Annotated in this window: 22 protein-coding genes; 5 read left to right on the top strand and 17 right to left on the bottom strand. The window is 63.0% G+C overall.

What is annotated here, in order from left to right; all coding sequences use genetic code 11:
• Positions 1 to 19 precede the first annotated feature (19 nt).
• From HU760_RS02165 to HU760_RS02145, 5 genes are all read right to left on the bottom strand, one after another.
• On the bottom strand, positions 20 to 1045 hold the full coding sequence (locus HU760_RS02165; RefSeq protein WP_186672105.1) for a putative 2-aminoethylphosphonate ABC transporter substrate-binding protein: 1026 nt from the start codon (positions 1043 to 1045) through the stop codon (positions 20 to 22).
• 18 nt (positions 1046 to 1063) lie between these two features.
• A complete protein-coding gene (locus tag HU760_RS02160) occupies positions 1064 to 2788 on the bottom strand; it encodes a putative 2-aminoethylphosphonate ABC transporter permease subunit (protein ID WP_186672104.1) in 1725 nt (574 codons plus the stop codon).
• Position 2789: 1 nt separating this feature from the next.
• Positions 2790 to 3848 carry a putative 2-aminoethylphosphonate ABC transporter ATP-binding protein gene (locus tag HU760_RS02155; protein ID WP_186672102.1) on the bottom strand — a complete coding sequence of 353 codons (1059 nt, stop codon included), beginning with the start codon at positions 3846 to 3848 and terminating at the stop codon, positions 2790 to 2792.
• Positions 3849 to 4008: 160 nt separating this feature from the next.
• Complete coding sequence (locus tag HU760_RS02150; RefSeq protein WP_186672100.1) at positions 4009 to 4878, bottom strand: LysR family transcriptional regulator; 870 nt, start codon at positions 4876 to 4878, stop codon at positions 4009 to 4011.
• Positions 4879 to 4887: 9 nt separating this feature from the next.
• Positions 4888 to 7101: a heavy metal translocating P-type ATPase gene (locus tag HU760_RS02145; RefSeq protein WP_186672098.1), complete on the bottom strand. Its 2214-nt coding sequence runs from the start codon at positions 7099 to 7101 to the stop codon at positions 4888 to 4890.
• Between the two features lie 83 nt (positions 7102 to 7184).
• On the opposite strand from HU760_RS02145, the gene cadR reads away from it, so the two are divergent.
• Positions 7185 to 7628 (top strand): cadmium resistance transcriptional regulator CadR, encoded by a 444-nt coding sequence (gene cadR, locus HU760_RS02140; protein WP_186672096.1) that lies wholly within the window; start codon positions 7185 to 7187, stop codon positions 7626 to 7628.
• Positions 7629 to 7746: 118 nt separating this feature from the next.
• Here cadR and HU760_RS02135 read toward each other — a convergent pair whose 3' ends face one another.
• From HU760_RS02135 to HU760_RS02125, 3 genes are read right to left on the bottom strand one after another with little or no spacing between them, the layout of a single operon-like run.
• Entirely contained in the window at positions 7747 to 8718 is a 972-nt protein-coding gene (locus tag HU760_RS02135) for a thymidylate synthase (protein ID WP_186672094.1), read from the bottom strand.
• A 51-nt stretch (positions 8719 to 8769) separates the two neighbouring features.
• Positions 8770 to 9576 carry a prolipoprotein diacylglyceryl transferase gene (lgt, locus tag HU760_RS02130; RefSeq protein WP_170033507.1) on the bottom strand — a complete coding sequence of 269 codons (807 nt, stop codon included), beginning with the start codon at positions 9574 to 9576 and terminating at the stop codon, positions 8770 to 8772.
• 16 nt (positions 9577 to 9592) lie between these two features.
• On the bottom strand, positions 9593 to 10375 hold the full coding sequence (locus tag HU760_RS02125; RefSeq protein ID WP_186672092.1) for a sulfite exporter TauE/SafE family protein: 783 nt from the start codon (positions 10373 to 10375) through the stop codon (positions 9593 to 9595).
• Positions 10376 to 10505: 130 nt separating this feature from the next.
• On the opposite strand from HU760_RS02125, the gene HU760_RS02120 reads away from it, so the two are divergent.
• Entirely contained in the window at positions 10506 to 11252 is a 747-nt protein-coding gene (locus HU760_RS02120) for an NRDE family protein (RefSeq protein WP_186672090.1), read from the top strand.
• 32 nt (positions 11253 to 11284) lie between these two features.
• Here the strand turns inward: HU760_RS02120 and ptsP are convergent, their stop codons facing one another.
• Together ptsP and HU760_RS02110 are read right to left on the bottom strand one after the other, a co-directional pair.
• Entirely contained in the window at positions 11285 to 13564 is a 2280-nt protein-coding gene (gene ptsP, locus HU760_RS02115) for a phosphoenolpyruvate--protein phosphotransferase (protein ID WP_186672082.1), read from the bottom strand.
• Positions 13565 to 13586: 22 nt separating this feature from the next.
• Entirely contained in the window at positions 13587 to 14066 is a 480-nt protein-coding gene (locus HU760_RS02110; protein WP_003249017.1) for an RNA pyrophosphohydrolase, read from the bottom strand.
• A gap of 141 nt (positions 14067 to 14207) precedes the next feature.
• On the opposite strand from HU760_RS02110, the gene HU760_RS02105 reads away from it, so the two are divergent.
• A complete protein-coding gene (locus tag HU760_RS02105; RefSeq protein ID WP_186672080.1) occupies positions 14208 to 14864 on the top strand; it encodes a histidinol-phosphatase in 657 nt (218 codons plus the stop codon).
• A gap of 129 nt (positions 14865 to 14993) precedes the next feature.
• Here HU760_RS02105 and HU760_RS02100 read toward each other — a convergent pair whose 3' ends face one another.
• Together HU760_RS02100 and ilvA are read right to left on the bottom strand one after the other, a co-directional pair.
• A complete protein-coding gene (locus HU760_RS02100; protein WP_186672078.1) occupies positions 14994 to 15419 on the bottom strand; it encodes a DUF2269 domain-containing protein in 426 nt (141 codons plus the stop codon).
• Positions 15420 to 15567: 148 nt separating this feature from the next.
• The gene (ilvA, locus tag HU760_RS02095; RefSeq protein WP_186672076.1) at positions 15568 to 17082 is read right to left on the bottom strand and encodes a threonine ammonia-lyase, biosynthetic; all 1515 of its coding nucleotides are present in this window, start codon (positions 17080 to 17082) and stop codon (positions 15568 to 15570) included.
• A gap of 134 nt (positions 17083 to 17216) precedes the next feature.
• Between ilvA and rpiA the strand changes: the two genes are divergently transcribed.
• The gene (gene rpiA / locus HU760_RS02090) at positions 17217 to 17891 is read left to right on the top strand and encodes a ribose-5-phosphate isomerase RpiA (protein ID WP_186672074.1); all 675 of its coding nucleotides are present in this window, start codon (positions 17217 to 17219) and stop codon (positions 17889 to 17891) included.
• Positions 17892 to 17995: 104 nt separating this feature from the next.
• On the opposite strand, the gene HU760_RS02085 is transcribed toward rpiA, so the two are convergent.
• From HU760_RS02085 to HU760_RS02070, 4 genes are all read right to left on the bottom strand, one after another.
• Positions 17996 to 18898, bottom strand: coding sequence for an SdiA-regulated domain-containing protein (locus tag HU760_RS02085; protein WP_186672068.1), 903 nt, complete (start codon positions 18896 to 18898; stop codon positions 17996 to 17998).
• 90 nt (positions 18899 to 18988) lie between these two features.
• The gene (locus tag HU760_RS02080; protein ID WP_186672067.1) at positions 18989 to 19909 is read right to left on the bottom strand and encodes an SdiA-regulated domain-containing protein; all 921 of its coding nucleotides are present in this window, start codon (positions 19907 to 19909) and stop codon (positions 18989 to 18991) included.
• 182 nt (positions 19910 to 20091) lie between these two features.
• Positions 20092 to 20757, bottom strand: coding sequence for a fumarylacetoacetate hydrolase family protein (locus HU760_RS02075; RefSeq protein WP_186672066.1), 666 nt, complete (start codon positions 20755 to 20757; stop codon positions 20092 to 20094).
• A gap of 25 nt (positions 20758 to 20782) precedes the next feature.
• Positions 20783 to 22180 (bottom strand): D-2-hydroxyglutarate dehydrogenase, encoded by a 1398-nt coding sequence (locus tag HU760_RS02070; RefSeq protein ID WP_186672065.1) that lies wholly within the window; start codon positions 22178 to 22180, stop codon positions 20783 to 20785.
• A gap of 171 nt (positions 22181 to 22351) precedes the next feature.
• Here HU760_RS02070 and serA point away from each other — a divergent pair, with 171 nt between their 5' ends.
• A complete protein-coding gene (serA, locus tag HU760_RS02065) occupies positions 22352 to 23581 on the top strand; it encodes a phosphoglycerate dehydrogenase (protein WP_170033531.1) in 1230 nt (409 codons plus the stop codon).
• Between the two features lie 46 nt (positions 23582 to 23627).
• On the opposite strand, the gene HU760_RS02060 is transcribed toward serA, so the two are convergent.
• Positions 23628 to 24104: a DUF4399 domain-containing protein gene (locus HU760_RS02060; protein WP_186672064.1), complete on the bottom strand. Its 477-nt coding sequence runs from the start codon at positions 24102 to 24104 to the stop codon at positions 23628 to 23630.
• Positions 24105 to 24164: the final 60 nt, after the last annotated feature.

Raw genomic sequence — 24164 nt, 5'->3', positions numbered from 1 at the left:
GCGAAGAGGTCGGTGCGGGTTACTGCTGGGCCACCTTCTCCGACTTGCCGTCATAGCGCTTGCGCCACTCGGTCAGGATCTGGTCACGGTGCTGCGAAGCCCAGGCAAAGTCATTCTTGATCAAACGCTGTTCGTAATCCGCGGGCAACTCGGTCTGTGGCTTGGCAATACCCGGCGCGGCCAGCACGGCAAAGTTCTCCTTGTACAGCTCCATGGCCGCCGGGCTGGCCGAGAAATCAGCCAGGCGCCTGGCCGCACCCGCCTTCGGCGAACCCTTGATCACTGCGGTCGCCTCGATCTCCCAGCCCAGGCCTTCCTTCGGCAGCACGATGTCCAGCGGCGCGCCCTGGCGCTTGAGCTGCACGGCCGGATACTCGAACGAGATACCGATCGGGAACTCACCCGCCGCCGCCAGCTTGCACGGCTTGGACCCGGAATGAACGTACTGGCCGATGTTCTGGTGCAAGGCATCCATGTAAGCCCAGCCCTGCGGCTCGCCAAAGGTCTGCAGCCAGGCACTGACATCCAGGAAACCGGTGCCGGACGAGGCCGGGTTGGGCATGACGATCTTGCCCTTGTACTCAGGCTTGGTCAGGTCCTGCCAGCTTACCGGCTTGCTCAGGCCCTGTTTCTCGGCCTCGACGGTATTGAAGCAAAGGGTGGCAGCCCATACGTCCATACCGACCCAGGCGGGCGGGTTGGCGGCGTCACGATAGTTGTCGGCAATCTTGCCCAGGTCCTTGGGGGCATAGGCTTCAAGCATGCCATTGTGGTCGAGGATGGCCAGGCTCGATGCCGCCAGCCCCCATATTGCGTCAGCTTGCGGGCGATCTTTCTCGGCCAGCAGCTTGGCGGTGATGATGCCGGTGGAGTCACGAACCCACTTGATTTCAATGTCCGGGTTGGCCTTCTCGAAGGCCTGCTTGTAGCTCTTCAGCTGTTCGGCTTCCAGTGCGGTGTAAACCGTCAGCTGGGTCGCAGCGGCCGAGGCCTGCAGGCTGAACACGGCGGAAACGGCAGCGGCAAGTGCAAGGTGCTTGTGCATGGGTAGATTCCTTACAGGTCAGACGGTCGCGGCGCGTTGGCGCCAGGCTTGGGAGCGGCGCAGCAGGCCGCGTGAGGCTGCGGCCAGCAGCAGTGAAGCGCCGGCACTGGTCAGCAGGATCAGGGTGGACATCGCGGCGGCACCGCCAACGTTGCCGGCGTCGTCCATGTTCAGCACGGCGACGGCAGCCAGAATGGTGTCGGGGCTGTACAGGAAGATCGCTGCCGATACGGTGGTCATCGCCGAGACGAACAGGTAGCGGATGATGTCCAGCAGCGCCGGCAGGCAGATCGGCACGGTCACCCGCAGGAAGTGCCGGTACAACGGGGCCTTCAGCGACAGCGCCGCAGCCTCGAACTCGCCATCGAGCTGGCGCAGCGCGGTAGTCGCGGTCATCTGTGCGGTCGTCAGGTAATGGGCAATGGTGCACACCACCAACAGCCCCATGCCGCCATACAACACGTGCAAGGGGTTGCCGTTCAGGTTGAAGAAGAACACGTAGCCCAGGCCCAGTACCAGGCCCGGCACAGCCATGGGGATGAAGCTGAGCAGGCGCAGCGCCTGGTTGAGCAGGCGTTGGCCCTGGGTTTTCTCCATAAGGTAGGCACCGGTGAAGATCACGATGCTGCCGATCAGCGCTGTGCCGATGGCCATGGTCACGCTGTTGCGATAGGCCAGCCAACCGCCCCCGGCGGTGTCCTCGAACATGTAGTGACGCAGCGACAACGACAGGTTATAGGGCCAGAAGGTAACCAGCGACGAATACACCGCCATGCCGATCACCAGCAGCAATGCCGCACACACCACCAGCACGATGGTCAGGAAGCAGGCATCGCGGGCCCGCGACGGCTTTGCCTCGAACACCTGAGCTCGGCCGCTCATGGCATCGCCCTGGCGTCGGCGCAGCCAGGCATCGACGGAAAAGCTCAACAGCGCCGGCACCAGCAGCACCATGCCAATCAACGCGCCACGGCCAAACTGTTGCTGGCCGACCACTGCCTTGTAGGCTTCCAGCGCCAGCACCTGATAATCACCGCCAACCACGACAGGTACACCGAAATCGGTGATGGTCAGGGTGAACACCAGGCAGAACGCCGCGAACACTGCCTGGCGCGTGGCCGGCCAGGTGATGCTGGCAAAGGCCCGCCACGGCCCGGCGCCCATGCTGGATGCGGCGTCAAACAGGCGTGCATCGGCCAGCGAGAGGGCCGACAGCAGGATCATCAACGCATGCGGGAAGGTATAGATGGCTTCGCCCAGCACGATGCCCCAGAAGCCATAGATATTGTCGCTGAGCAACCCGCGCAGAAGCCCTTGGTTACCGAACAGATAGACCAGGGCAATGGCCGGCAGCATCGACGGCGCGAGCAGCGGCAGCAGGGAAATGCCCCGCCACAGGCCTTTGCCCGGGATCATCGTGCGTTGCAAGGCATAAGCGAACAGATAGGCCAGTGGCACCACGATTGCCGCGACGGTAAAGGCCACCGCCAGGCTATTGCCCAGCAACCAGCGGAAGTTGGCACTGGCAAAGAGCTCGCCCGCCGCCACCAGGCCGCCGCCCTGGCCTGCTTCGGCGCTGAAGCCGCGCCAGAAGATTGCCAGCAGCGGCATCAGCACCGCCACCAGCAGAAGGATCAGCAGCAGGCTCTTGCCGCCGACGACGAACAACCGGTCACCCCGGGCAACGCCTGCACACGGTGTGGCTTGGGCCTGACGCAACGGCAGGGGCATTGGCGCGGCCATCTCAGGCAAACACCTGCAGGCGCTGGGGCGGCAGCGCCACCCAGATGTCTTGCGAGCCCAGCCGCGGCATGGCTTCGGGAGCCAGTTCCGCCAGCAGCGCATGGCCTGGCAGGGCCTTGAGTTCGAAGCTCATGCGGCAGCGGTTACCGAGAAAGGTGATCTCACGGACCAACGCCGGGAACAGGTTGTCCTCGTGCACTGTCGGGTTGACCGCGATCGCCTCCGGGCGACAGAACAGCCGGCCACTGCTGGCTTGGGCCGAACCGGGTGCCAGGCGCATGTTCATGCCACCCACCTGGGCATGGCAGTCGCCGCTGCGCTGGAACGGCAACCAGTTGCCCTGGCCAACGAATTCAGCGACGAACGGCGTGGCAGGCTGGTCGTAGATTTCCTGCGGGGTCGCGTACTGTTCGACCTGGCCGTTGTTCATCACCGCAATGCGGTCGGCCATCAGCATGGCTTCGTCCTGGTTGTGAGTCACCATCAGCGTGGTGATGCCCAACTGGCGCTGCAGCTGGCGCAATTCGCTGCACAGGTGCTCGCGCACCCTGGCATCCAGCGCCGACATCGGCTCGTCGAGCAACAGCAGTGAGGGCGACGGTGCCAGCGCGCGGGCCAGGGCCACACGCTGCTGCTGTCCACCGGAGAGCTGGCCGGGGTACTTCTTCTCGCTACCGACCAGGCCTACAAGTTCGAGCATGTCGGCTACCCGCTGGCGGGCCTGATCGCGGCCGCTGCCAGCCAGCCCGTAGGCAATGTTGGCTTCGACGGTCAGGTTGGGGAACAACGCGTAGGACTGGAACAGGATGCCGTAGTCCCGGGCCTGGGGTGGCAGCGCGGAGACGTCGCGCTCGCCGATGTACAGCGCGCCGCTGTCCTGGCGCTCCAGGCCGGCGATGCAGCGCAGCAGAGTGGTCTTGCCGCAGCCGGAGGGGCCCAGCAGGCACACCAGTTCGCCGGCGTTGATGTGCAACGAGACATCGTTGAGCGCGGTGAAGGCACCGAAGCGCTTGTGGATGTTGCGCACTTTCATAGGTGCGCCGGAGGTGGTGGGGTTCATGGCAAGGCCTCATCGAAGAGATGGGGGCCATGCTAGGGAGGCTGTGCGAAGGTTGTGTGGCGTCAGGGCAAAAGCCGGCGATAGTGGTATAGGCAGATTTTGTAGTGGGTCGCCGGGCGCTTTCGCCGGCAAGCCAGCTCCCACAAACGCCATAGGCCTATCAGAAATGCGAACCCGACACTTCCTGCGCTACCCCCAGGAAGGCGGCCGGCAACCTGGCCTGGCGCCGTTCCTTCAGGCAATACAGGTACTCGTGCATCAGCGGCGCGTTTTCCAGCGCCAGCACCCGCAGTTCGGGGTTGTGCGGCACTTCGTGCCGGGCAATCACGCTGATGCCGATATTGCGCAACACCGCCTCGCGGATCGATTCACGGCTGCCAATTTCCAGCAACGCTCCAGCCGTCACTCCAGCTTCGCGCATCATCTGCTCGGTCAGCTTGCGCGTGGTCGAGCCCTTCTCGCGCAGCAACAGGCAATGCCCGGCCAGCGCCTCGATCGAAACCGCATGGTGATGAGCCAACGGATGATTGCGGTGCACCGCCACCACCAATGGGTCGGTCCCCAGCACGCGCCGCACCAGCCGTGCGTCCTCCACCAGCTGCGACGAAGCGGCGATATCCACCCGGTACTCCTCCAGCATTTCCAGCACCTGCTGCGAGTTGCCGATCTCCACTGCCACGCCCACCTGCGGCAGGCGTTCGCGGTAGATCTTCACCAGGTCGAGAATGTAGTAAGGCGCCGTGGCCGCGATGCGCAAGCTACCCTGGGCCTGGCCGCTGTTACGCAGTTCGAATTCGATGTCGGCCTCCTGCTGCAGCAGCGCCTTGACCATCGGCAGCAGGCGCCCGCCCTCCTCGCTCAGCACCAGGCGTCGCCCGCCGCGGTAGAACAGCTCCACCGCGTACTGGCTTTCCAGGTTACGAATTTGCGTGGTCACCGTGGGCTGGCTGAGCCCGAGCTTCTTTGCCGCCAGCGTGATACTGCCCAGGCGGGCCACCATGTAGAAGGCTTTGAGCTCGGAACTCAGCATGCACGTCCTCTATTTGCGCAACAGGCGCAAGCCGTTGAACACCACCAGCAGGCTGACGCCCATGTCGGCGAACACCGCCATCCACATGGTGGCCAGGCCGGCAAAGGTGATCGCCAGGAATATCGCCTTGATGCCCAACGCCAGAACGATGTTCTGCATGAGGATCGCCGCACTTTGCCGCGACAGCCTGACGAAGGCCGGGATTTTCCGCAAGTCGTCGTCCATCAGCGCAACATCGGCAGTTTCGATGGCGGTGTCGGTACCGGCTGCTGCCATGGCGAAACCGATCTCGGCGCGGGCCAGCGCCGGTGCATCGTTGATGCCGTCCCCGACCATGCCCACCCGATGGCCCTGGGCGTACAACGCTTCGATGCTCTTCAGCTTGTCGCCAGGCAGCAGGTTGCCTTCAGCACGGTCAATCCCGACAACGGCAGCGATAGCCTGGGCGGTATGCGGATTGTCACCGGTCAACATGACAGTCTTGATGCCCAACTCATGCAGCTCGGCGATGGCCTGGCGGCTGCTGTCCTTGACCGTGTCGGCCACGGCGAACAAGGCCAAGGGGCCGGAGCGGTCGAGCAGCAGCACTACCGTCTTGCCCTGACGCTCCAGCGCATCCAGCTGGGCCTCCAGTTGTGGCGAGCACAACCCCAACTCCTCGACCATGCGGTGGTTGCCCAGGTGGTAGACCTCGCCGGCGATGGTACCTCGTACGCCACGGCCAGCCAGGGCAGCGAAATCTTCGACCTCGGCCAGGGCCAGGCCTTGTTGCCTGCCGAACTGCGCGATGGCGCGGGACACCGGGTGGTCCGAACGTTCGCCCAGGCTTGCGGCCAGGGCCTGGGCGCGGCCTTCGAACAGCGCCTCCAGCACTTTGGCGTCGGTCTGCACGGGTTTGCCATGAGTGATGGTGCCGGTCTTGTCCAGTGCCAGGAAATCCAGATGACGCCCCCCCTCCAGGTACACACCGCCCTTGATCAGGATGCCTTTGCGCGCGGCGGCGGCCAGGCCGCTGACGATGGTCACCGGGGTCGAAATCACCAAGGCACATGGGCAGGCCACCACCAGCAGCACCAGGGCGCGATAGACCCAGTCGGACCAGCCGCCAGCCATGAACAGCGGCGGAATTACCGCCACAGCCAATGCAATAGCGAACACCACCGGCGTGTAGATGCGCGAGAAGCGGTCGACGAAACGCTGGGTAGGCGCACGTGCACCTTGCGCTTCCTCGACCGCCTTGATGATCCGCGCCAGGGTCGATTGCCCGGCAGCTGCAGTGACGCGAAACTCCAGCGCCCCCGCCTGGTTGATGGTGCCAGCGAACAGTTTGTCGCCGACTGCCTTTTCCACCGGCAGGCTTTCGCCGGTGATCGGCGCCTGATCGACGCTGGATTGCCCGCTAGTCACTTCACCGTCCAAGCCGATGCGCTCGCCGGGGCGTACCCGCACCAAGGCACCGATCGCCACTTCGCGCACCTCTGTTTCACGCCATTGGCCATCGGCCTGGCGCACGGTGGCCATGTCCGGGGCAAGCTGCATCAGCCCGCCGATGGCATTGCGCGCACGATCCAGGGAACGAGCTTCGATCAGTTCGGCGACGGTGAACAGCACCATCACCATGGCGGCTTCCGGCCACTGGCCGATCAGCACGGCGCCGGTCACGGCAATGCTCATCAGCGCGTTGATATTGAGGTTGCGGTTCTTGAGGGCGATCCAGCCCTTCTTGTAGGTACCCAGGCCACAGCCAAGGATTGCCGCCAGTGCCAGTGCCGCCACCACCCACTCCGGTGCCAGCGCCCAAAAGTGCACGATTTCGGCGGCGAGCGCGGCAACGCCCGACAATGCCAGCGGCCACCAGCTGGCCTTGGCCGATTGCGGCGCGCTGCTGGTGTCTTCATCTGCGCTGCCAAGCGGCTCGGCCTTCATGCCCAGGCTGTCGATGGCCTGCTCGATTTCAGCAGTGCCGTCCAAGGTGTGATGCACGCCGAGTACGCGGTTTATCAGGTTGAATTCCAGCTGCTCGATGCCCGCCAGCTTGCCCAGCTTGTCCTGGATCAGCGTTTGCTCGGTGGGGCAGTCCATGGCCTCGATGCGGAAACGGCTGAACTGCGCGTTGCTGCTAGCCTTCGCGCTGAGCTGAACCTTGGCAGGCACAGCAGAGGCCTCACAGCAGCTGTGGGCGTGGTGGTGATGCTTGTGTTCGTGACTGACAGGCTGGTTCATGGGTGCGTCCTTAATTTGCGCCTGTTGCCAAGTGAACACCCTGTAGCCACTATAGGGTCAAGCCACCTGCTGGAGATTTCGTGATGAAGATCGGAGAACTGGCCAAGGCCACCGATTGCGCCGTGGAAACCATCCGCTACTACGAGCGCGAACAACTGTTGCCGGAGCCGGCGCGTACAGAGGGTAACTACCGGTTGTACACCCAGGCTCACGTCGAGCGACTGACCTTCATCCGCAACTGCCGTACCCTGGACATGACCCTGGATGAAATCCGCAGCCTGCTACGCTTGCGCGACAGCCCCGATGATTCATGCGGCAGCGTCAATGCGCTGATCGACGAACATATCGAGCATGTGCAGGCAAGGATCGATGGCCTGGTGGCGCTGCAGGAACAGCTGGTGGAGCTGCGGCGGCGCTGCAATGCGCAAGGGTCGGAATGCGCGATCTTGCAGCAACTGGAGACGAACGGGGCGGTATCGGTGCCGGAAACCGAGCATTCGCATGTGGGGCGAAGTCACGGGCATTAAGCCGAAAGCATTCGCGGGCACGCCCGCTCCCACAGGTACTCCGCAGGGCCAAGCCTTGTGCGGTCCCTGTGGGAGCGGGCGTGCCCGCGAATAGGCCAGTTCAGGCAATAGCGATCAGTCAGACCGCCATTGGCGCCGTCATCGGCGCATGGTGCTCATACCCTTCCAGCCAGAAATCACTTGGCTCGATCTTCTCCAGCCACTCCGGCTCGTACTTGCCAGTCTCGGCAAACGCCGGCACGCGGTCGCTGATCACCAGCTTCGGCGCTTCCAGCGGCTCGCGCTTGAGCTGTTCGTTGAGCATGTCCAGGTGGTTTTCATACACATGGGCATCGCCGATGAAGTAGGTGAACCACCGCGGTGTGTAGCCGGTAAGGCGGCCGAACAGCGACAACAGGGCCGCACCTTCGGTGAGGTTGAACGGTGTACCCAGGCCCAGGTCGTTGGAGCGGATGTACAGGGTCAGGGAAATTTCCTTCGTCTCTACATTCGGGTGGAACTGGTACAACAGGTGGCATGGCGGCAGCGCCATTTCGTCCAGCTGCGCGCAGTTCCAGCCGTGGAACAGGATGCGCCGGCTGCCCGGGTCGTTGGCGATGGTGTCCAGGCACTGACGCACCTGGTCGATGGCCTTGTACAGGATGACGAAGGCGACCCCGTCCTCCTCGTCCTGGGCAATGCGGCGGAAGCCTGCCTGCTCGGCCATCTCGATGGCCGCCGGGTTGCTCAGCGGGATGCGCTTGTAGCCCGGCCACTGGCGCCACTGCACGCCGTAGATCTCGCCCAGGTCGTCCTGGCCCTGGCGGAACGGGTTGGCCAGCCACTGGGCGTTTTCGTTGGCATTCTGGTCCCACACCTTGCAGCCCAGCTCGCGGAATTCACCGGCGTTTTTCACACCGCGCAGGAAACCGACCATTTCGCCGATCGCCGACTTGAACGCCAACTTGCGCGTGGTGATGGCCGGGAAGCCCTTCTGCAAGTCGAAACGCAGCATGGCGCCCGGCAGGCTGATGGTGCGGATGCCGGTGCGGTTGCCCTGCAGCGTGCCGTTTTCGATGACGTCGCGGACCAGGTCCAGATACTGTTTCATGGCTTACCTGTAGCAAGAACGGCAGGAGGATCGCCCCTGCCGTGGGATTAATCAGGCGGGTTTCGCCGTGGGCTTGCGATTATAAGCCCACCAGATCAGGCCGAGGCCAGCCAGGATCATCGGCACGCACAGAATCTGACCCATGGTCAGCCAGCCCCAGGCCAGGTAGCCGAGCTGGGCATCTGGTACGCGGACGAATTCGACGATGAAGCGGAAGATGCCGTAGAACAACGCGAACATGCCCGACACCGCCATGGTTGGCCGCGGCTTGCGCGAGAACAGCCAGAGGATGACGAACAGCGCCACGCCCTCGAGGGCGAACTGGTACAGCTGCGACGGGTGCCGTGGCAGCTGCGCCGGGTCGCTGAACGGCGGGAAGATCATCGCCCACGGCACATCGGTCGGCTTGCCCCACAGCTCGGCGTTGATGAAGTTGCCGATGCGCCCGGCGCCCAGGCCGATCGGCACCAGCGGGGCGACGAAGTCCATCAGCTCGAAGAACGACTTGTTGTTGCGCTTGCCGAACCACAGGGCCGCCAGCATCACGCCGATGAAGCCGCCGTGGAACGACATGCCGCCTTTCCAGACCTCGAAGATCAGCGTCGGGTTGGCCAGGTAGGCGTGCAGGTCGTAGAACAGCACGTAGCCCAGCCGGCCACCGACGATCACCCCCATCGACAGCCAGAACACCAGGTCGGAGAGCTTTTCGCGCGTCCAGGTGGGGTCGAAGCGGTTCAACCGGCGCGAGGCGAGCAGCCAGGCACCACCTATGCCGACCAGGTACATCAGGCCGTACCAATGGATTTTCAGCGGCCCGATGGCTACGGCCACGGGATCTATCTGCGGGTAAGGCAGCATGGAACTTCCTCTCGGTTCAAATCAGAAAGCTGAGCCCGACGCAGAACAGCAAGGCTGCGAACAGGCGCTTCAACAAACGTGGCGACAACTTGTGCGCCAGGCGCGCGCCGAAGCGGGCGAAAAACATACTGGTCACGGCAATGCCGACCAGCGCCGGCAGATACACATAACCCAGGCTATGGGCCGGCAGGTGCGCCTCATTCCAGCCCAGCAGCATGAAACTCAGGGCACTGGCCACGGCAATCGGCAGGCCACAAGCCGAGGACGTGGCCACCGCCTGCTGCATGGGCAGGCTGCGCCAGGTCAGGAATGGCACGGTCAGCGAACCACCGCCAATGCCGAAAATGGCCGAAGCCCAGCCGATCACCCCACCGGCACCGACCAGCGCGGGTTTGCCGGGGATGCCACGGCTGGCCTTGGGCTTGAGGTCCAGGGCCATCTGGGCGGCGATGACCAGGGCGAACACACCAATGATCTTCTGCAGCAGCGGCCCCTGGATCAGCGAGGCGGTCTTGGCACCGATACCGGCGCCGATGAGAATGCCCAGGGTCATCCAGGCGAAGATCGGCCACTGCACCGCGCCTTTGCGGTGGTGTTCGAGCACGGCGTTGATCGAGGTGAAGACGATGGTTGCCAACGATGTACCGACCGCCAGGTGAGTCAGCACCGAGGCATCGAACCCCTGCAAGGTGAAGCTGAACACCAGCACCGGCACGATGATGATGCCACCACCCACGCCGAACAGCCCGGCCAGCACACCGGCACATGCCCCCAACAAAAGATAGAGCGCGAATTCCATTCGTCTTCCCCGAAATAACAATCCGGCATGGTAACGGAAGCCGGGCTCGGCGCTCTAGTGAAGTCTGTGTCAGGATGGATCCGCCCCGACGCTGTGGGTACAGTGGCAAAAACACACAGAGGCTCGAACGATGTGCCTGATCGTATTCGCCTGGCGACCGGGGCATGCCCTGCCACTGATCGTGGCGGCCAACCGCGACGAGTTCTATGCCCGCCCTACCCAGGCCCTGGCGGCCTGGGAAGACGCACCTGGGGTGTATGCCGGGCGCGACCTGGAGGCCGGCGGAACCTGGCTGGGCGTGGGGCCGCAGGGGCGTTTCGCGGCGCTGACCAATATCCGCGACCCACAGCAACCGCTGGGGCCGCGTTCACGCGGCGAGCTGGTAGCCGCCTACCTGCAAGGTGAGCTGGGGGTCGAGGCTTATCTTGATCAGGTGGCCAGCCGTAGCGGGCAGTATTCGGGGTTCAACCTGCTGGTGGGCGATAGCCGACAGCTTGGCTACCTGCATGCCCGGGATGTCGCACCGCGCTTGCTTGGAGCGGGGGTGTACGGGCTATCCAACGCAGGGCTGGATACGCCGTGGCCGAAGCTGGTGAAGGCACGTAGCGGGCTGGAGGGGTTGCTGGAGACGGCAGATCCACAGCGGTTGCTGGCCTTGCTTGCCGATGCCGAGCCTGCGCCGGAGGGCGACTTGCCGGAGACCGGGGTGGGATTGGCGACCGAGAGACTGCTGTCGAGTGTATTCATTGCCAGCCAGAACTATGGCACGCGGGCGAGTACCGTGCTCTTGGTCGATGATCAGGGGAAAAGGCAGCTGATCGAGCGCAGTTTCGGGCCTTTTGGCGGGCATCTGGGGGAAGTTGAGTTTTTGCTTTGAGAGCCAGGGGGCCGTTTTGCGGCCCCGGCAACTCACAGCGTTTTATTGGCCCCTGGCCCGATCATCCGCGCCAGGCCCAGGTTCTTCAGGGCCAGCTGCAGCGAGCTGTGGATAACCTGCGGGTTGTCATGGCTCAGGGCTTCCACCAACAGCTCCTTGGCCTTGCTCAGGTTCACCTGGCGCAACATCCACTTCACCTTCGGCAGGTTGGTGGCGTTCATCGACAAGCTGTCGAAGCCCATCGCCATCAACAGGATTGCCGCCGCCGGGTCACCAGCCATCTCGCCACAGATGCTCACCGGCTTGCCTTCGCCGTGGGCGTCGCGCACCACCGTGTTGAGCGCTTGCAGCACCGCCGGGTGCAGGTAGTCGTACAAATCAGCCACACGCGGGTTGTTACGGTCTACGGCCAGCAGGTACTGGGTCAGGTCGTTGGAACCGACCGACAGGAAGTCCACCTGCCGCGCCAACTCCTTGGTCTGGTACACCGCAGCGGGAATCTCCACCATCACGCCCACCGGCGGCATCGGTACGTCGGTCCCTTCGTCGCGTACCTCGCCCCAGGCGCGGTGGATCAGGTGCAGTGCCTCTTCCAGCTCATGGATGCCGGAAATCATCGGCAGCAGGATACGCAGGTTGTTCAGGCCTTCACTGGCCTTGAGCATGGCGCGGGTCTGCACCAGGAAAATTTCCGGGTGATCGAGCGTGACACGGATGCCGCGCCAGCCGAGGAACGGGTTTTCTTCCTTGATCGGGAAGTACGACAGCGATTTGTCGCCGCCGATGTCGAGGGTACGCATGGTCACCGGCAGCGGGTGGAAAGCCGCCAGCTGCTCGCGGTAGATGGCCAGCTGCTCCTTCTCGCTGGGGAAGCGCTGGTTGATCATGAACGGCACTTCGGTGCGGTACAGGCCGACACCTTCGGCGCCGCGCTGCTGGGCACGGGCCACGTCGGCGAGCAGGCCGGTGTTGACCCACAGCGGCATGCGGTGGCCATCCGGGGTAACACACGGCAACTCGCGCAGGGCGTCCAGGCCGCGGGCCAACTGGCGTTCCTCTTCGACCACATCGCTGTACTGCTTGCGCAGCACTTCGCTGGGGTTGGTGAACACCTCGCCCTTGTAGCCATCGACGATCATCTCGATGCCGTCGACCTTGGAATAGGGCAGGTCGACCAGGCCCATCACCGTGGGGATGCCCATGGCACGGGCCAGGATGGCGACGTGGGAGTTACCCGAACCCAGCACCGAGACCAGGCCGGCCAGCTTGCCTTCCGGCACTTCGCCGAGCATCGCCGGGGTCAGCTCTTCACTGACCAGAATGGTGTTGTCGGCATATACCAGTGACTGCGAACGGGCCTCCTGCAGGTAGGCCAGCAGGCGCCTTCCAAGGTCCTTGACGTCGGAGGCGCGCTCGCGCAGGTAGTCATCGTCCATCAGCTCGAAGCGGTTGACGTGCTCACCCACCACCTGGCGCAGCGCGCCCTGGGCCCACTGGCCGGTCTTGATGACTTCGGTCACCTCACCGCCCAGGGCCGCGTCCTCGAGCATCATCAGGTACACGTCGAACAGCGCGCGCTCTTCCGGGCGCAGCTGGGTGGCCAGCTTGGCGGACAGCTTGCGCATGTCTTCGCGCACGCCTTCAAGGGCGTTCTGGAACAGGTTCAGCTCGGCGTCGATGTCATCGATGGTCTTGTCCGGCACCACCTCCAGGTCGGCCGGCGGCAGCATCACCACCGCGCGGCCCACAGCGGCGCCAGGCGAACCAGGCACACCGACGAAGCGCGCTTCCTGGATGCCTTTGCCCTGGCGGCCCAGGCCGCGAATCGAGCCGGTAGCCTCGGCGTGGGCGATGACCCCGGCCAGCTGGGCGCTCATGGTGACCAGGAAGGCTTCTTCGCCCTCGTCGAACTGACGACGTTCCTTTTGCTGGATGACCAATACCCCAACCACCCGGCGGTGGTGGATGATCGGCGCACCGAGGAAGGAGGCGAACTTCTCTTCGCCGGTTTCGGCAAAGTAGCGGTAACGCGGGTGATCGGCGGCGTTTTCCAGGTTCAGCGGTTCTTCCCGGGTGCCCACCAGGCCAACCAGGCCCTCGTTGGGGGCCATGCTGACCTTGCCGATCGAGCGCTTGTTCAGGCCTTCGGTGGCCATCAGCACGAAGCGGTTGGTTTCCGGGTCGAGCAGGTAGACCGAGCAGACCTGGCTGCCCATGGCCTCCTTGACACGCAAGACAATGATCCCCAACGCCGACTTGAGATCTTTGGCGGAGTTTACTTCCTGGACGATCTTGCGCAGCGTATTGAGCATGGCTCGGGGTCGAACTCCGTCGTCAGTCGCGCGTCAGCAGACGCGGTGCTAGCTCTTTCAGGGCGCGTCGGTAGACCTCGCGCTTGAATGTCACAACCTGGCCCAGCGGGTACCAATAGCTGACCCAGCGCCAGCCGTCGAACTCCGGCTTGCCAGTCAGGTCCATCCGCACCCGTTGTTCGTTGCTGACCAGGCGCAGCAGGAACCACTTCTGCTTCTGGCCGATGCACAGCGGCTGGCTATGCGTACGCACCAGTCGCTGAGGTAAACGATAACGCAACCAGCCACGGGTGCAGGCAAGAATTTCCACATCATCGCGTTCCAGGCCAACTTCTTCGTTCAGCTCGCGGTACAGGGCGTCTTCCGGCGTCTCGTCAGGGTTGATGCCACCCTGGGGGAATTGCCAGGCATCCTGGTTGATCCGTCGAGCCCATAGCACCTGCCCGGCATCATTCGTGAGAATGATTCCGACATTGGGGCGAAAACCATCCGGGTCGATCACGGCAGCAACCTCGCAAACGCATGTCACCGCATTGTTCCACAAAGCTTGCGAGCGCAGCAACGCGCCCGCCAAGCTTATGTGCAGCGCTGTGAAAACTCCGTATTCTGCGGGCCTACCTTGTGGCTGATGCGAGTGACCGCGATGCGCCTGGCTTTATTCGACCTGGACAATACCCTCCTCGGTGGCGACAGCGACCATGCCTGGGGCGATTACCTGTGCCAGCGCGGCATCGTCGACCCGGTTACCTACAAGCAACGTAATGATGGCTTTTACCAGGACTACCTGAACGGCACGCTGGACCTGCAGGCCTACCTGGCCTTTTCCATGGAAATCCTTGCCGCAACCTCCGTGGCCCAGCTCGACGAATGGCACCGCGACTTCATGCGCGACTGCATCGAGCCGATCATCCTGCCCAAGGCACTGGCCTTGCTGGAGCAGCACCGTGAAGCGGGCGACCAGTTGGTTATCATCACGGCCACCAACCGCTTCGTCACCGCGCCGATTGCCCGGCGCCTGGGGGTTAGCGTGTTGCTGGCGACTGAATGCGAGATGCATGATGGCCGTTATACCGGGCGTAGTACCGATATACCCTGTTTTCGTGAAGGCAAGGTGACGCGACTGGAACGCTGGATGCTGGAGAACGGCTTCGATCTTGAGGACAGCTACTTCTATAGCGACTCGATGAATGACCTGCCGTTGCTGCAGCGGGTGACGCATGCGGTGGCAGTGGACCCGGACCCGAACCTGCGGGCCGAGGCCGATAAGCGCGGGTGGCCGGCGCTCTCGTTGCGGGATTGAGGTTTTCCTGTGCCGGCCTCTTCGCGGGTAAACCCGCTCCCACAGGTACTGCACAGCCCTCAAGCCTTGCTCAGACCCTGTAGGAGCGGGTTTACCCGCGAAGAGGCCAGCACATACAGCACAAAGCTGTCAGACCGGCTTGGCCCCCATCAGCCCGGCGATGGACAGGAAGCAAACCCCACTGAACACCGCCAGTGCCAAGGTAAAGCGCAACCCCACCACCTCGGCCTTGCGCAGTCGGTTCAACCGCACCAGCAGCCACCACACGGCAAACGCGCCCAGCGTATAGATAACGCTGGACGCCAGCACCCAGGCCTGCCCCAGCGGCCAGCCCACCAGGTGTACCAGCCACCAGCCAGTGAACGGCATGCTGACCAGGCACAGGCCCATCGCCAGCCAGACGAACACCAACGGCCGACGCAGCAGCTTGGCGTAGGCCTCGGCATCGCCCTGGCGGCGGGCGCGTACGGTCCAGATCGCCAGGCCCAGGGCACCCAGCAGCAGGAGTGCGGTGGCGAGGATGTGCAGGGTCTTGAGGGTGGTCAGGTATTCCATGTCTCGGTTGTCCTTGAGCAGGCCATTTTGTGCAGGCTTCTTCGTGGGCTTGCCCGCTCCCACAGGGGTATCACAGGCCCTGAAGCCTGCGCAGTACCTGTGGGAGCGGGCAAGCCCGCGAAAGGGCCATCAGCCCCAGCTTAGCCGCTCAGCCCAGGAACAGCTTGTAAGCCGGGTTGTCGGTTTCGTCCCAGTACGGGTAGCCGATCTTGGCCAACGCCGCCGGCACCAGGTGGCGCTCGTCCTCCGGTACCTGCAGCCCTGCCACCACGCGCCCGTCAGCCGCACCATGGTTGCGGTAGTGGAACATCGAGATGTTCCAGCGCCCACCCAGCTTGTTGAGGAAGTTGAACAGCGCCCCCGGTCGTTCGGGGAACTCGAAGCGCAGAACCATCTCGTCGCTGGCCCCCGCCGAATGACCGCCGACCATGTGGCGAATATGCAGCTTGGCCAGCTCATTGTCGGTCAGGTCGGTCACCGGGAAGCCCTGCTCGGTGAGTTGCTGCACCAACGCCGCGCGCGGGTCGTTTTCCGGGTGGGTCTGCACGCCAACGAAGATATGCGCTTCGTCGGAGGTGTGCTTGCGGTAATTGAATTCAGTGATCTGGCGCTTGCCGATGGCCTCGCAGAAAGCCTTGAAGCTCCCCGGGCGCTCGGGGATGGTCACGGCAATGATCGCTTCCCGCTTTTCACCCAGCTCGGCACGCTCGGCCACATGGCGCAGGCGGTCGAAGTTGACGTTGGCGCCAGAGTCGATGGCTACCAGGGTCTGACCGGTCACGCCGTACAGCTCGACATACTTCTTGATGCCGGCCACGCCCAAGGCGCCGGCAGGCTCGGTGATCGAGCGGGTATCGTCGTAGATATCCTTTATCGCAGCACAGATCTCGTCGGTGCTTACGGTCACCACCTCATCCACATGGTGCCGGCAGATATCGAAGGTGTGCTGGCCGATCTGCGCCACCGCCACGCCGTCGGCAAACAGCCCGACCTGTGGCAGCACCACGCGCTCGCCGGCCGCCATGGCCGCCTGCAGGCAGTTGGAATCGTCCGGCTCGACGCCAACCACCTTGATTTCCGGGCGCAGGTACTTCACATAGGCGGCAATCCCGGCGATCAGGCCGCCACCGCCTACCGGCACGAAGATCGCGTCCAGCTGGCCAGGATGCTGGCGCAGGATTTCCATGGCCACAGTGCCCTGGCCGGCAATAGTGTGCGGGTCATCGTAGGGGTGGATGTAGACGAAGCCCTTTTCATCCACCAGCTTCAGCGAATAGGCCAGTGCCTCGGGGAACGTGTCGCCATGCAGCACCACTTTGCCACCACGCGAACGCACGCCTTCGATCTTGATCTCCGGGGTGGTCTTGGGCATCACGATGGTAGCCTTGATGCCCATTTCACGCGCAGCCAGGGCCAGGCCCTGGGCGTGGTTGCCGGCCGAGGCGGTGACCACGCCACGGGCCAGTTCTTCTGCGGTCAGCTGGGCGAGCTTGTTGTAGGCCCCGCGAATCTTGAACGAGAACACCGGCTGCAGGTCTTCGCGCTTGAGCAGGATCTGGTTGCCCAGGCGCTTGCTCAGCTGCCCGGCGCTCTGCAGCGGGGTTTCGACCGCAACGTCGTAGACGCGCGAGGTGAGGATCTTCTTGACGTACTGTTCGAGCATCGGGAATGCATCACTGGGCCGCGGGACAAGGGCTTGGAGTCTACCCCAGCGCTACGTCGGGCGACCACAGCAAAGCCGTGCGAGCCGTTATACTAGGCTCCTTTAAAAACCGCCCTGCCCCTCTCGGAGCCCGCATGACCCAGGACCAACTCAAACAGGCCGTCGCCCAGGCCGCTGTCGACTTCATTCTGCCCAAGCTGGATGAGAAGAGCGTTGTCGGCGTCGGTACCGGTTCGACCGCCAACTTCTTCATCGACGCCCTGGCTCAGCACAAGACCGCCTTCGACGGCGCGGTCGCCAGCTCCGAGGCCACCGCCCAGCGCCTGAAGGGCCATGGTATCCCGGTGTACGAGCTGAACAGCGTCAGCGAACTGGAGTTCTATGTGGACGGTGCCGACGAGAGCGATGCGCACCTGAACCTGATCAAGGGTGGCGGCGCAGCCCTGACCCGCGAGAAGATCGTTGCCGCCGTGGCCAAGACCTTCATCTGCATCGCCGATGCCAGCAAGCTGGTGCCGGTGCTGGGCGCCTTCCCGCTGCCGGTCGAAGTGATCCCCATGGCCCGCAGCCACGTGGCGCGCCAGCTGGTCAAGCTGGGCGGCGATCCGGTTTACCGCGAAGGTGTGGTCACCGACAACGGCAACGTGATCCTCGATGTGCACAACCTGCAGATCACCAACCCGGTGGAGCTGGAAGCGCAGATCAACGCCATCGTTGGCGTGGTGACCAACGGCCTGTTCGCGGCACGGCCGGCGGACCTGCTGCTGCTGGGCACCTCTGACGGCGTGAAGAGCCTCAAGGCCGAGTAACCTTCTTCGCGGACGCGCCCGCTCCCACGGGTACTGCACAGGGTCCGAAACCTGTGGCGTAGCTGTGGGAGCGGGCATGCCCGCGAATAGGCCCTCACAGATACTCACTCCGCTGGCTGTTTGAACACATAGAACAGGTTCGGCTCACTGACCAGATAGATGGTCCCTGCCTCATCCATCGCAATCCCCTCCGCCTGCGGCACCGTCGCCTGCAACCCCTGGAAGCCTTTGCGCAACGACAGGGTGCTCAGCGGCCGCCCTTCCACATCCAGTTCCAGCACCAGTCGCGACTCGTCAGACAGCGCCAGCAGATGCCCACTGCGCTCATCGAACTGCAAGCTCGACAGGTCGCGCACGAACAGCCGTGAGTCGCGCTTGCGGTCTTGCACCACGTGCACGGCATAAGGCTGTTCGGGGTTGTCATGCGGAAAACCATGCACTTCGTAGATAAGCATCGGATCGCGCTCCTTGGCCACGAACAAGCGCTTGCCGGCCGAATCGTAGGCCAGCCCCTCGAAGCCCTTGTTGCCGTTCAGGCCTATGCCCAGGGTCAGCTGCTCGGCATCGCCGGCATCGAGGAACGGCGTGTCGTCGTCGAGACGCACGCGAATCAGCCGCTGCTGACGCTCATCGGTGATGACGTAGCTGTTCGGCCCCACATACTCGACAGCTTCAGGGTCGCCGAAGCCGGTCAGCGGTATCCGGCGCAGGATGCGACCATCCAGCGACAGCTCGATCAGCTCGGAACGGGCATTGGTGACCGTGAACAGGCTCTTGCGGTCGGGGTCGTAGGTCAACGCCGAAATGTCATCATCCAGCCCTTCGACCGGCTGTGCCTCGACCACTACCCGGTAGCGGTCCAGACCGATGCTCTGCTCCGCAGGCTGCCACCAGGCCTTGAGGTTGAACCAGCCACGCTCGAACAAGCGGAACTCCTGCCCGGCCCAACCGAGCAGAAGCAAGCCGGTAACAGCCAGAACAAGGAAGGGGCGAACAAAGCAGCGCATGCGTACAGACTCGACATAGGGGTGGCGAATCTAACCATGAACAACTGAAATAAAGCTTAATGCCAGCATCCGAAAAGCCGGATATTCGAGTCAGTTCTTTCTGAAGCGATAGAACAGCGCAGGCTCGCTGACCATGTACAGGTTGCCCTTGTCGTCCATGGCCACCCCTTCGGCGCGCGGGATGGTGTCCTGCAGGCCATTGAAACCGCCCAGCAAGGTCATGAAGCTGACCTGCTGGCCCTGCTCGTCCAGTTCCAGCAGCATGTTCGAATCGGCCGACAGCACCAGCAGATGGCCAGTACGTGGGTCGACGCTCAACGCCGAGAGGTTGCGCACGTCCAGTTCATCGCTGGGCAACGCTTGCTTTTCACCCATGAGCGGGCTGCGGCCATCGGTGTTCCAGGTATACAGCTTGGGTGGGCGCTCCTCGCCGATGACCAGGCGCTGGCGTAGCGGGTCCCAGGCAACCGCTTCGAAGCCCTTGTTGCTTTTCACCGACTGGCCCAGATCGTGGCTCTGGAAATCATCGTGGTTCAACGCGGTGGTCTGGGCATCCACCTTGACCACGGTCAGGTCATGCAGGCGTTCATCGGTGATGGCCAGGTAGCCGTCTTCCAGCACGGCGATGCCTTCCGGATTGTTCCAGCCGTTGAGCGGGATCTTGCGTAGTACATCGCCATCCAGGTTCAGCTCGACCAGGAACGGGTTCTTGCCCATCACTGCAAACAGGGTGCGGGTACGCGGGTTGAATGCCACGTCGGAGGCTTCGTCATCCTCCATGCCCGGCAGCGGCTTGGCATCGATGTCAACCCGGTACTCCGGCAGCCACACGCTTTCGCTACGTTCGGCGGTGCTTTCGAAGCGCTCCTTGACCCACAGCACGCCACGGTCGTCCCAATGCATGGCCATGGCCACGCCATAGCCGATCACTGCCGCCAAGGCCAGGCCGAAGGGCCAGCGCAGGTAGAAACGGCGCTTGGGTGTTGCCGGGGCGCTGGAGGGAGATGGCATGCGAGGTTCCTGGTGAAATGGGCGTAGATCCACGCATTATCCGGATTGGGTGTGAAAAATCGGTAAACAGGTCTGGCCTCTTCGCGGGTGAACCCGCTCCCACAGGCATAGCGCCGCGCTTGAGGGTTGCGCAGTACCTGTGGGAGCGGGTTTACCCGCGAAGAAGGCGATACGGTTCCGGCTCAAAGCACCCGGCTTTCGAAGCGGCTCACGCCCGGCAGCTCCAGCAACACTTCGTCACCGACACTGAACGGCCCCACGCCCGCCGGGGTGCCGGTGAGGATCACATCTCCCGCCTGCAGCGAGAAATGCGCCGATATGTACTGAATCATCGGCACGATCGGGTTGAGCATCATCTTGCTGTTGCCGTCCTGGCGCACTTCGCCGTTGACGGTCAAGCGCACCGGAATGTCGGTCACGTCTTCAAAGCTGCCAGCCGACACGAACGGAGGCAGCACACAGGCGCCATCGAAGCTTTTGGCCAGTTCCCACGGCAGGCCCTTCTCTTTCAATTTGGCTTGCACCTCGCGCAAGGTCAGGTCCAGCGCCGGGGCATAACCGGAAATTGCGTCCAGTACCTCTTCCTCGGTCGGGTGAGCCGACAGCGGCTTGCCCAGCAACACCGCGATTTCGACTTCATAGTGCACCGAACCACGCTCGGTCGGGATCTTGAAGCCACCTTCGGCCGGTACCACGCAGCTACCCGGCTTGATGAACAGGAGCGGTTCGGAGGGGATGGGGTTGTCCAGCTCCTTGGCATGCTCGGCATAGTTACGGCCGATGCACACGACCTTGCCCAGCGGGAAGTGAATGCGCGTGCCGTCTACGTACTGGTGCTGGTAACTCATGGCCGACTCCTCTGGATACTGCTTTTTATTCAGGTGCGAAGATCTTACCCGGATTCATGATGCCGTTAGGGTCGAACACGGCCTTTATTGCCTTCATGCAAGCGATTTCCTCGGCTGAGCGGCTATAGCCCAGGTAGTCGCGCTTGGTCATGCCCACACCATGCTCGGCGGAGATCGAGCCGTCGTAGCGTTCGACGATCTCGAACACCCATTTGTTGACCTTGGCACACGAGGCAAAGAACTCGTCCTTGCCCATGTGCTCGGGCTTGAGGATGTTCAGGTGCAGGTTGCCATCGCCAATGTGGCCGTACCACACCACCTCGTAATCTGGATAATGTTCGTCGACGATAGCATCGATATCGCGCAAGAATGCCGGCACTTTCGCCACTGTCACGGAAATGTCGTTCTTGTACGGAGTCCAGTGCGAGATGGTTTCCGACAGGTACTCGCGCAGTTTCCACAGGTTTTTCAGCTGGGTCTCGCTCTGGCTCATCACACCGTCCACCACCCAGCCTTGCTCGACGCAGTGCTCGAAGGTGGCCAAGGCTTCGTTGGCCACTTCTTCGGTACTGGCCTCGAATTCCAGCAGCGCATAGAAGGGGCAAGAAGTCTCGAACGGTGCCGGCACGTCGCCACGTGCCAGGATCCTGGCCAGGCCCTTGTCGGAGAAGAATTCGAAGGCGGTCAGGTCCAGCCTGCCCTGGAAGGCATGCAGCACCGGCATGATCGAGTCGAAGTCCGGGGTACCCAGCACCATGGCGGTGAGGTTGCGCGGCGCGCGGTCCAGGCGCATGGTGGCTTCGACCACGAAACCAAGAGTGCCTTCGGCACCGATGAACAACTGGCGCAGGTCGTAACCGGTGGCGTTCTTGACCAGGCCCTTGTTCAGCTCAAGCAGTTCGCCCTTGCCGGTGACCACCTTCAGCCCGGCGACCCAGTTGCGGGTCATGCCGTAGCGAATCACCTTGATCCCGCCGGCATTGGTGGCGATGTTGCCGCCAACCTGGCTGGAGCCGCTGGAGGCGAAATCCACCGGGTAATACAAGCCCTGCTCTTCGGCGAAGCTTTGCAACTGCCGGGTAATCACCCCCGGCTGGCAGACCACGGTGCGGTCACAGGCATTGAAGCCGAGAATCTGGTTCATGTAGTCGAAGGCGACCACCACTTCGCCATTGGCCGCCACAGCCCCTGCGGAAAGCCCGGTGCGCCCGCCAGACGGCACCAACGCTACCTTGTGGGTATTGGCCCAGCGGACAATCGCCTGCACCTGCTCCGCCGTCTTGGGAAACACGATGGCGCTGGGTGCCGGTGGGTAATGCTTGGTCCAGTCCTTGCCGTAGGTTTCAAGGGAAGCCGCGTCGGTCAGCACCTTGCCAGGGTCGACCAAGGTCATCAGTTCATCAATAACAGCGGGATGGGTCATCGCTGGAACTCTCGACTTATTCATAGTCACCCTGAGCACTCTTCACCTGTCGGGATAAGCTCAGACTGTGTCGCGTATGCTAGCATAGCCCTCCCGCTGTTCATGCTAAGGCAGCCCTGGCGCCTGGCATCACCCCTCGCCATTTTTTCTCCGGGATACAGGTTTACGCAGATGAGCAAGACTTCTCTCGACAAGAGCAAGATCCGGTTCCTTCTTCTTGAAGGTGTGCACCAGAACGCGGTCGATACCCTCAAGGCCGCTGGCTACACCAACATCGAATACCTCACTGGTTCGCTGCCGGAAGCCGAGCTGAAGGAAAAGATCGCCGATGCCCACTTCATCGGCATTCGTTCGCGCACCCAGCTGACCGAAGAGATCTTCGACTGCGCCAAGAAACTGGTCGCGGTTGGCTGCTTCTGCATCGGCACCAACCAGGTCGACCTGGAAGCGGCCCGCGAGCGCGGTATCGCCGTGTTCAACGCACCGTACTCCAACACCCGTTCGGTGGCCGAACTGGTACTGGCCGAGGCCATCCTGCTGCTGCGCGGCATCCCTGAGAAAAACGCCTCCTGCCACCGTGGCGGCTGGATCAAGAGCGCGGCCAACTCGTTCGAGATTCGCGGCAAGAAGCTTGGCATTGTCGGCTACGGCTCGATCGGTACCCAACTGTCGGTCCTGGCCGAAAGCCTGGGCATGCAGGTGTATTTCTTCGACCCGCTGACCAAGCTGCCACTGGGCAACGCGGTGCAGGTGACCAGCCTGCACGAACTGCTGGGCCTGGCCGACATCGTCTCGCTGCACGTGCCTGAGCTGCCGTCCACCCAGTGGATGATTGGCGAGAAGGAAATTCGTGCCATGAAGAAAGGTTCGATCCTGATCAACGCCGCCCGTGGCACCGTGGTCGAGCTGGACCACCTGGCTGCCGCGATCAAGGACAAGCACCTGATCGGCGCTGCCATCGACGTGTTCCCGGTCGAGCCGCGCTCCAACGACGAAGAGTTCGAAAGCCCGCTGCGTGGCCTGGACAACGTGATCCTGACCCCGCACATCGGTGGTTCCACCGCCGAAGCCCAGGCCAACATCGGCCTGGAAGTGGCCGAGAAGCTGGTCAAGTACAGCGACAACGGTACCTCGGTGTCCTCGGTCAACTTCCCCGAAGTGGCCCTGCCGGCACACCCAGGCAAGCACCGCCTGCTGCACATCCACCAGAACATCCCGGGCGTGCTCAGCGAGATCAACAAGGTCTTCGCCGAGAATGGCATCAACATCTCGGGTCAGTTCCTGCAGACCAACGAGAAAGTCGGTTACGTGGTGATCGACGTCGACGCCGAGTACTCGGACCTGGCGCAAGAGAAGCTGCAACAGGTCAAGGGCACCATCCGTTCCCGCGTCCTGTTCTGATTTTGCTGGTGGTGTGAAAGAGGGAGGCCGTGATGGCCTCCCTTTTTTATTTCACTTCAACCGTGATCTTCTGCGACTCGACACTTGGCTTGAACGGCACGTGATACTGGTCACCCAGTATCAGTTGCAGGGTGTGCTTGCCCGGAGTCAGGGTAATGGTGGTTTCGGTCTGCGCCTTGCCGAAGTGCAGCACCTGCGGCCCATCTGGCAGCGCCACGCCTTTTTCCGGCATCAGGCTGGTTGGCAGAGGCATGTCGGCCACTGGCTCCTTGTCCACATCCACCAACAGGTGGTGATGGCCGGTATGCGGGGTGTGGTCGCCGGCGGGCTTGAGTGCCATGCCCTCGATGCCGAACTTGATGGTGAAGGTCTTGTCGACCGTGGCGCCATCGGCGGGGGAAACGATGAAGACCTTGGCCTCCTTGGGCGGCTCCTGGCTTTTCAATGTATCTGCGGCAATGGCCAGCACCGATGCCCCCATCAGCAGACCCGCAACGGCAGCACGCGAAAATAGGCTGTTCATTCACTTCTCCTGTGATTCACTTGTTGGCCCCCGCCTGCGATCCAACGGCGGCGGTAATTC

Source organism: Pseudomonas oryzicola (assembly GCF_014269185.2).
Classification (GTDB): domain Bacteria; phylum Pseudomonadota; class Gammaproteobacteria; order Pseudomonadales; family Pseudomonadaceae; genus Aquipseudomonas; species Aquipseudomonas oryzicola.
The sequence above is the reverse complement of the archived record's forward strand: the minus strand, read 5'-3'. Positions and strand labels throughout refer to the sequence as shown.

Bases quoted from the DNA above. Each gene is read 5' to 3' on its own strand.
- HU760_RS02165 (WP_186672105.1), bottom strand. From the start codon at position 1,045: ATGCACAAGCACCTTGCACTTGCCGCTGCCGTTTCCGCCGTGTTCAGC.
- HU760_RS02160 (WP_186672104.1), bottom strand. From the start codon at position 2,788: ATGGCCGCGCCAATGCCCCTGCCGTTGCGTCAGGCCCAAGCCACACCG.
- HU760_RS02155 (WP_186672102.1), bottom strand. From the start codon at position 3,848: ATGAACCCCACCACCTCCGGCGCACCTATGAAAGTGCGCAACATCCAC.
- HU760_RS02150 (WP_186672100.1), bottom strand. From the start codon at position 4,878: ATGCTGAGTTCCGAGCTCAAAGCCTTCTACATGGTGGCCCGCCTGGGC.
- HU760_RS02145 (WP_186672098.1), bottom strand. From the start codon at position 7,101: ATGAACCAGCCTGTCAGTCACGAACACAAGCATCACCACCACGCCCAC.
- cadR (WP_186672096.1), top strand. From the start codon at position 7,185: ATGAAGATCGGAGAACTGGCCAAGGCCACCGATTGCGCCGTGGAAACC.
- HU760_RS02135 (WP_186672094.1), bottom strand. From the start codon at position 8,718: ATGAAACAGTATCTGGACCTGGTCCGCGACGTCATCGAAAACGGCACG.
- lgt (WP_170033507.1), bottom strand. From the start codon at position 9,576: ATGCTGCCTTACCCGCAGATAGATCCCGTGGCCGTAGCCATCGGGCCG.
- HU760_RS02125 (WP_186672092.1), bottom strand. From the start codon at position 10,375: ATGGAATTCGCGCTCTATCTTTTGTTGGGGGCATGTGCCGGTGTGCTG.
- HU760_RS02120 (WP_186672090.1), top strand. From the start codon at position 10,506: ATGTGCCTGATCGTATTCGCCTGGCGACCGGGGCATGCCCTGCCACTG.
- ptsP (WP_186672082.1), bottom strand. From the start codon at position 13,564: ATGCTCAATACGCTGCGCAAGATCGTCCAGGAAGTAAACTCCGCCAAA.
- HU760_RS02105 (WP_186672080.1), top strand. From the start codon at position 14,208: ATGCGCCTGGCTTTATTCGACCTGGACAATACCCTCCTCGGTGGCGAC.
- HU760_RS02100 (WP_186672078.1), bottom strand. From the start codon at position 15,419: ATGGAATACCTGACCACCCTCAAGACCCTGCACATCCTCGCCACCGCA.
- ilvA (WP_186672076.1), bottom strand. From the start codon at position 17,082: ATGCTCGAACAGTACGTCAAGAAGATCCTCACCTCGCGCGTCTACGAC.
- rpiA (WP_186672074.1), top strand. From the start codon at position 17,217: ATGACCCAGGACCAACTCAAACAGGCCGTCGCCCAGGCCGCTGTCGAC.
- HU760_RS02085 (WP_186672068.1), bottom strand. From the start codon at position 18,898: ATGCGCTGCTTTGTTCGCCCCTTCCTTGTTCTGGCTGTTACCGGCTTG.
- HU760_RS02080 (WP_186672067.1), bottom strand. From the start codon at position 19,909: ATGCCATCTCCCTCCAGCGCCCCGGCAACACCCAAGCGCCGTTTCTAC.
- HU760_RS02075 (WP_186672066.1), bottom strand. From the start codon at position 20,757: ATGAGTTACCAGCACCAGTACGTAGACGGCACGCGCATTCACTTCCCG.
- HU760_RS02070 (WP_186672065.1), bottom strand. From the start codon at position 22,180: ATGACCCATCCCGCTGTTATTGATGAACTGATGACCTTGGTCGACCCT.
- serA (WP_170033531.1), top strand. From the start codon at position 22,352: ATGAGCAAGACTTCTCTCGACAAGAGCAAGATCCGGTTCCTTCTTCTT.
- HU760_RS02060 (WP_186672064.1), bottom strand. From the start codon at position 24,104: ATGAACAGCCTATTTTCGCGTGCTGCCGTTGCGGGTCTGCTGATGGGG.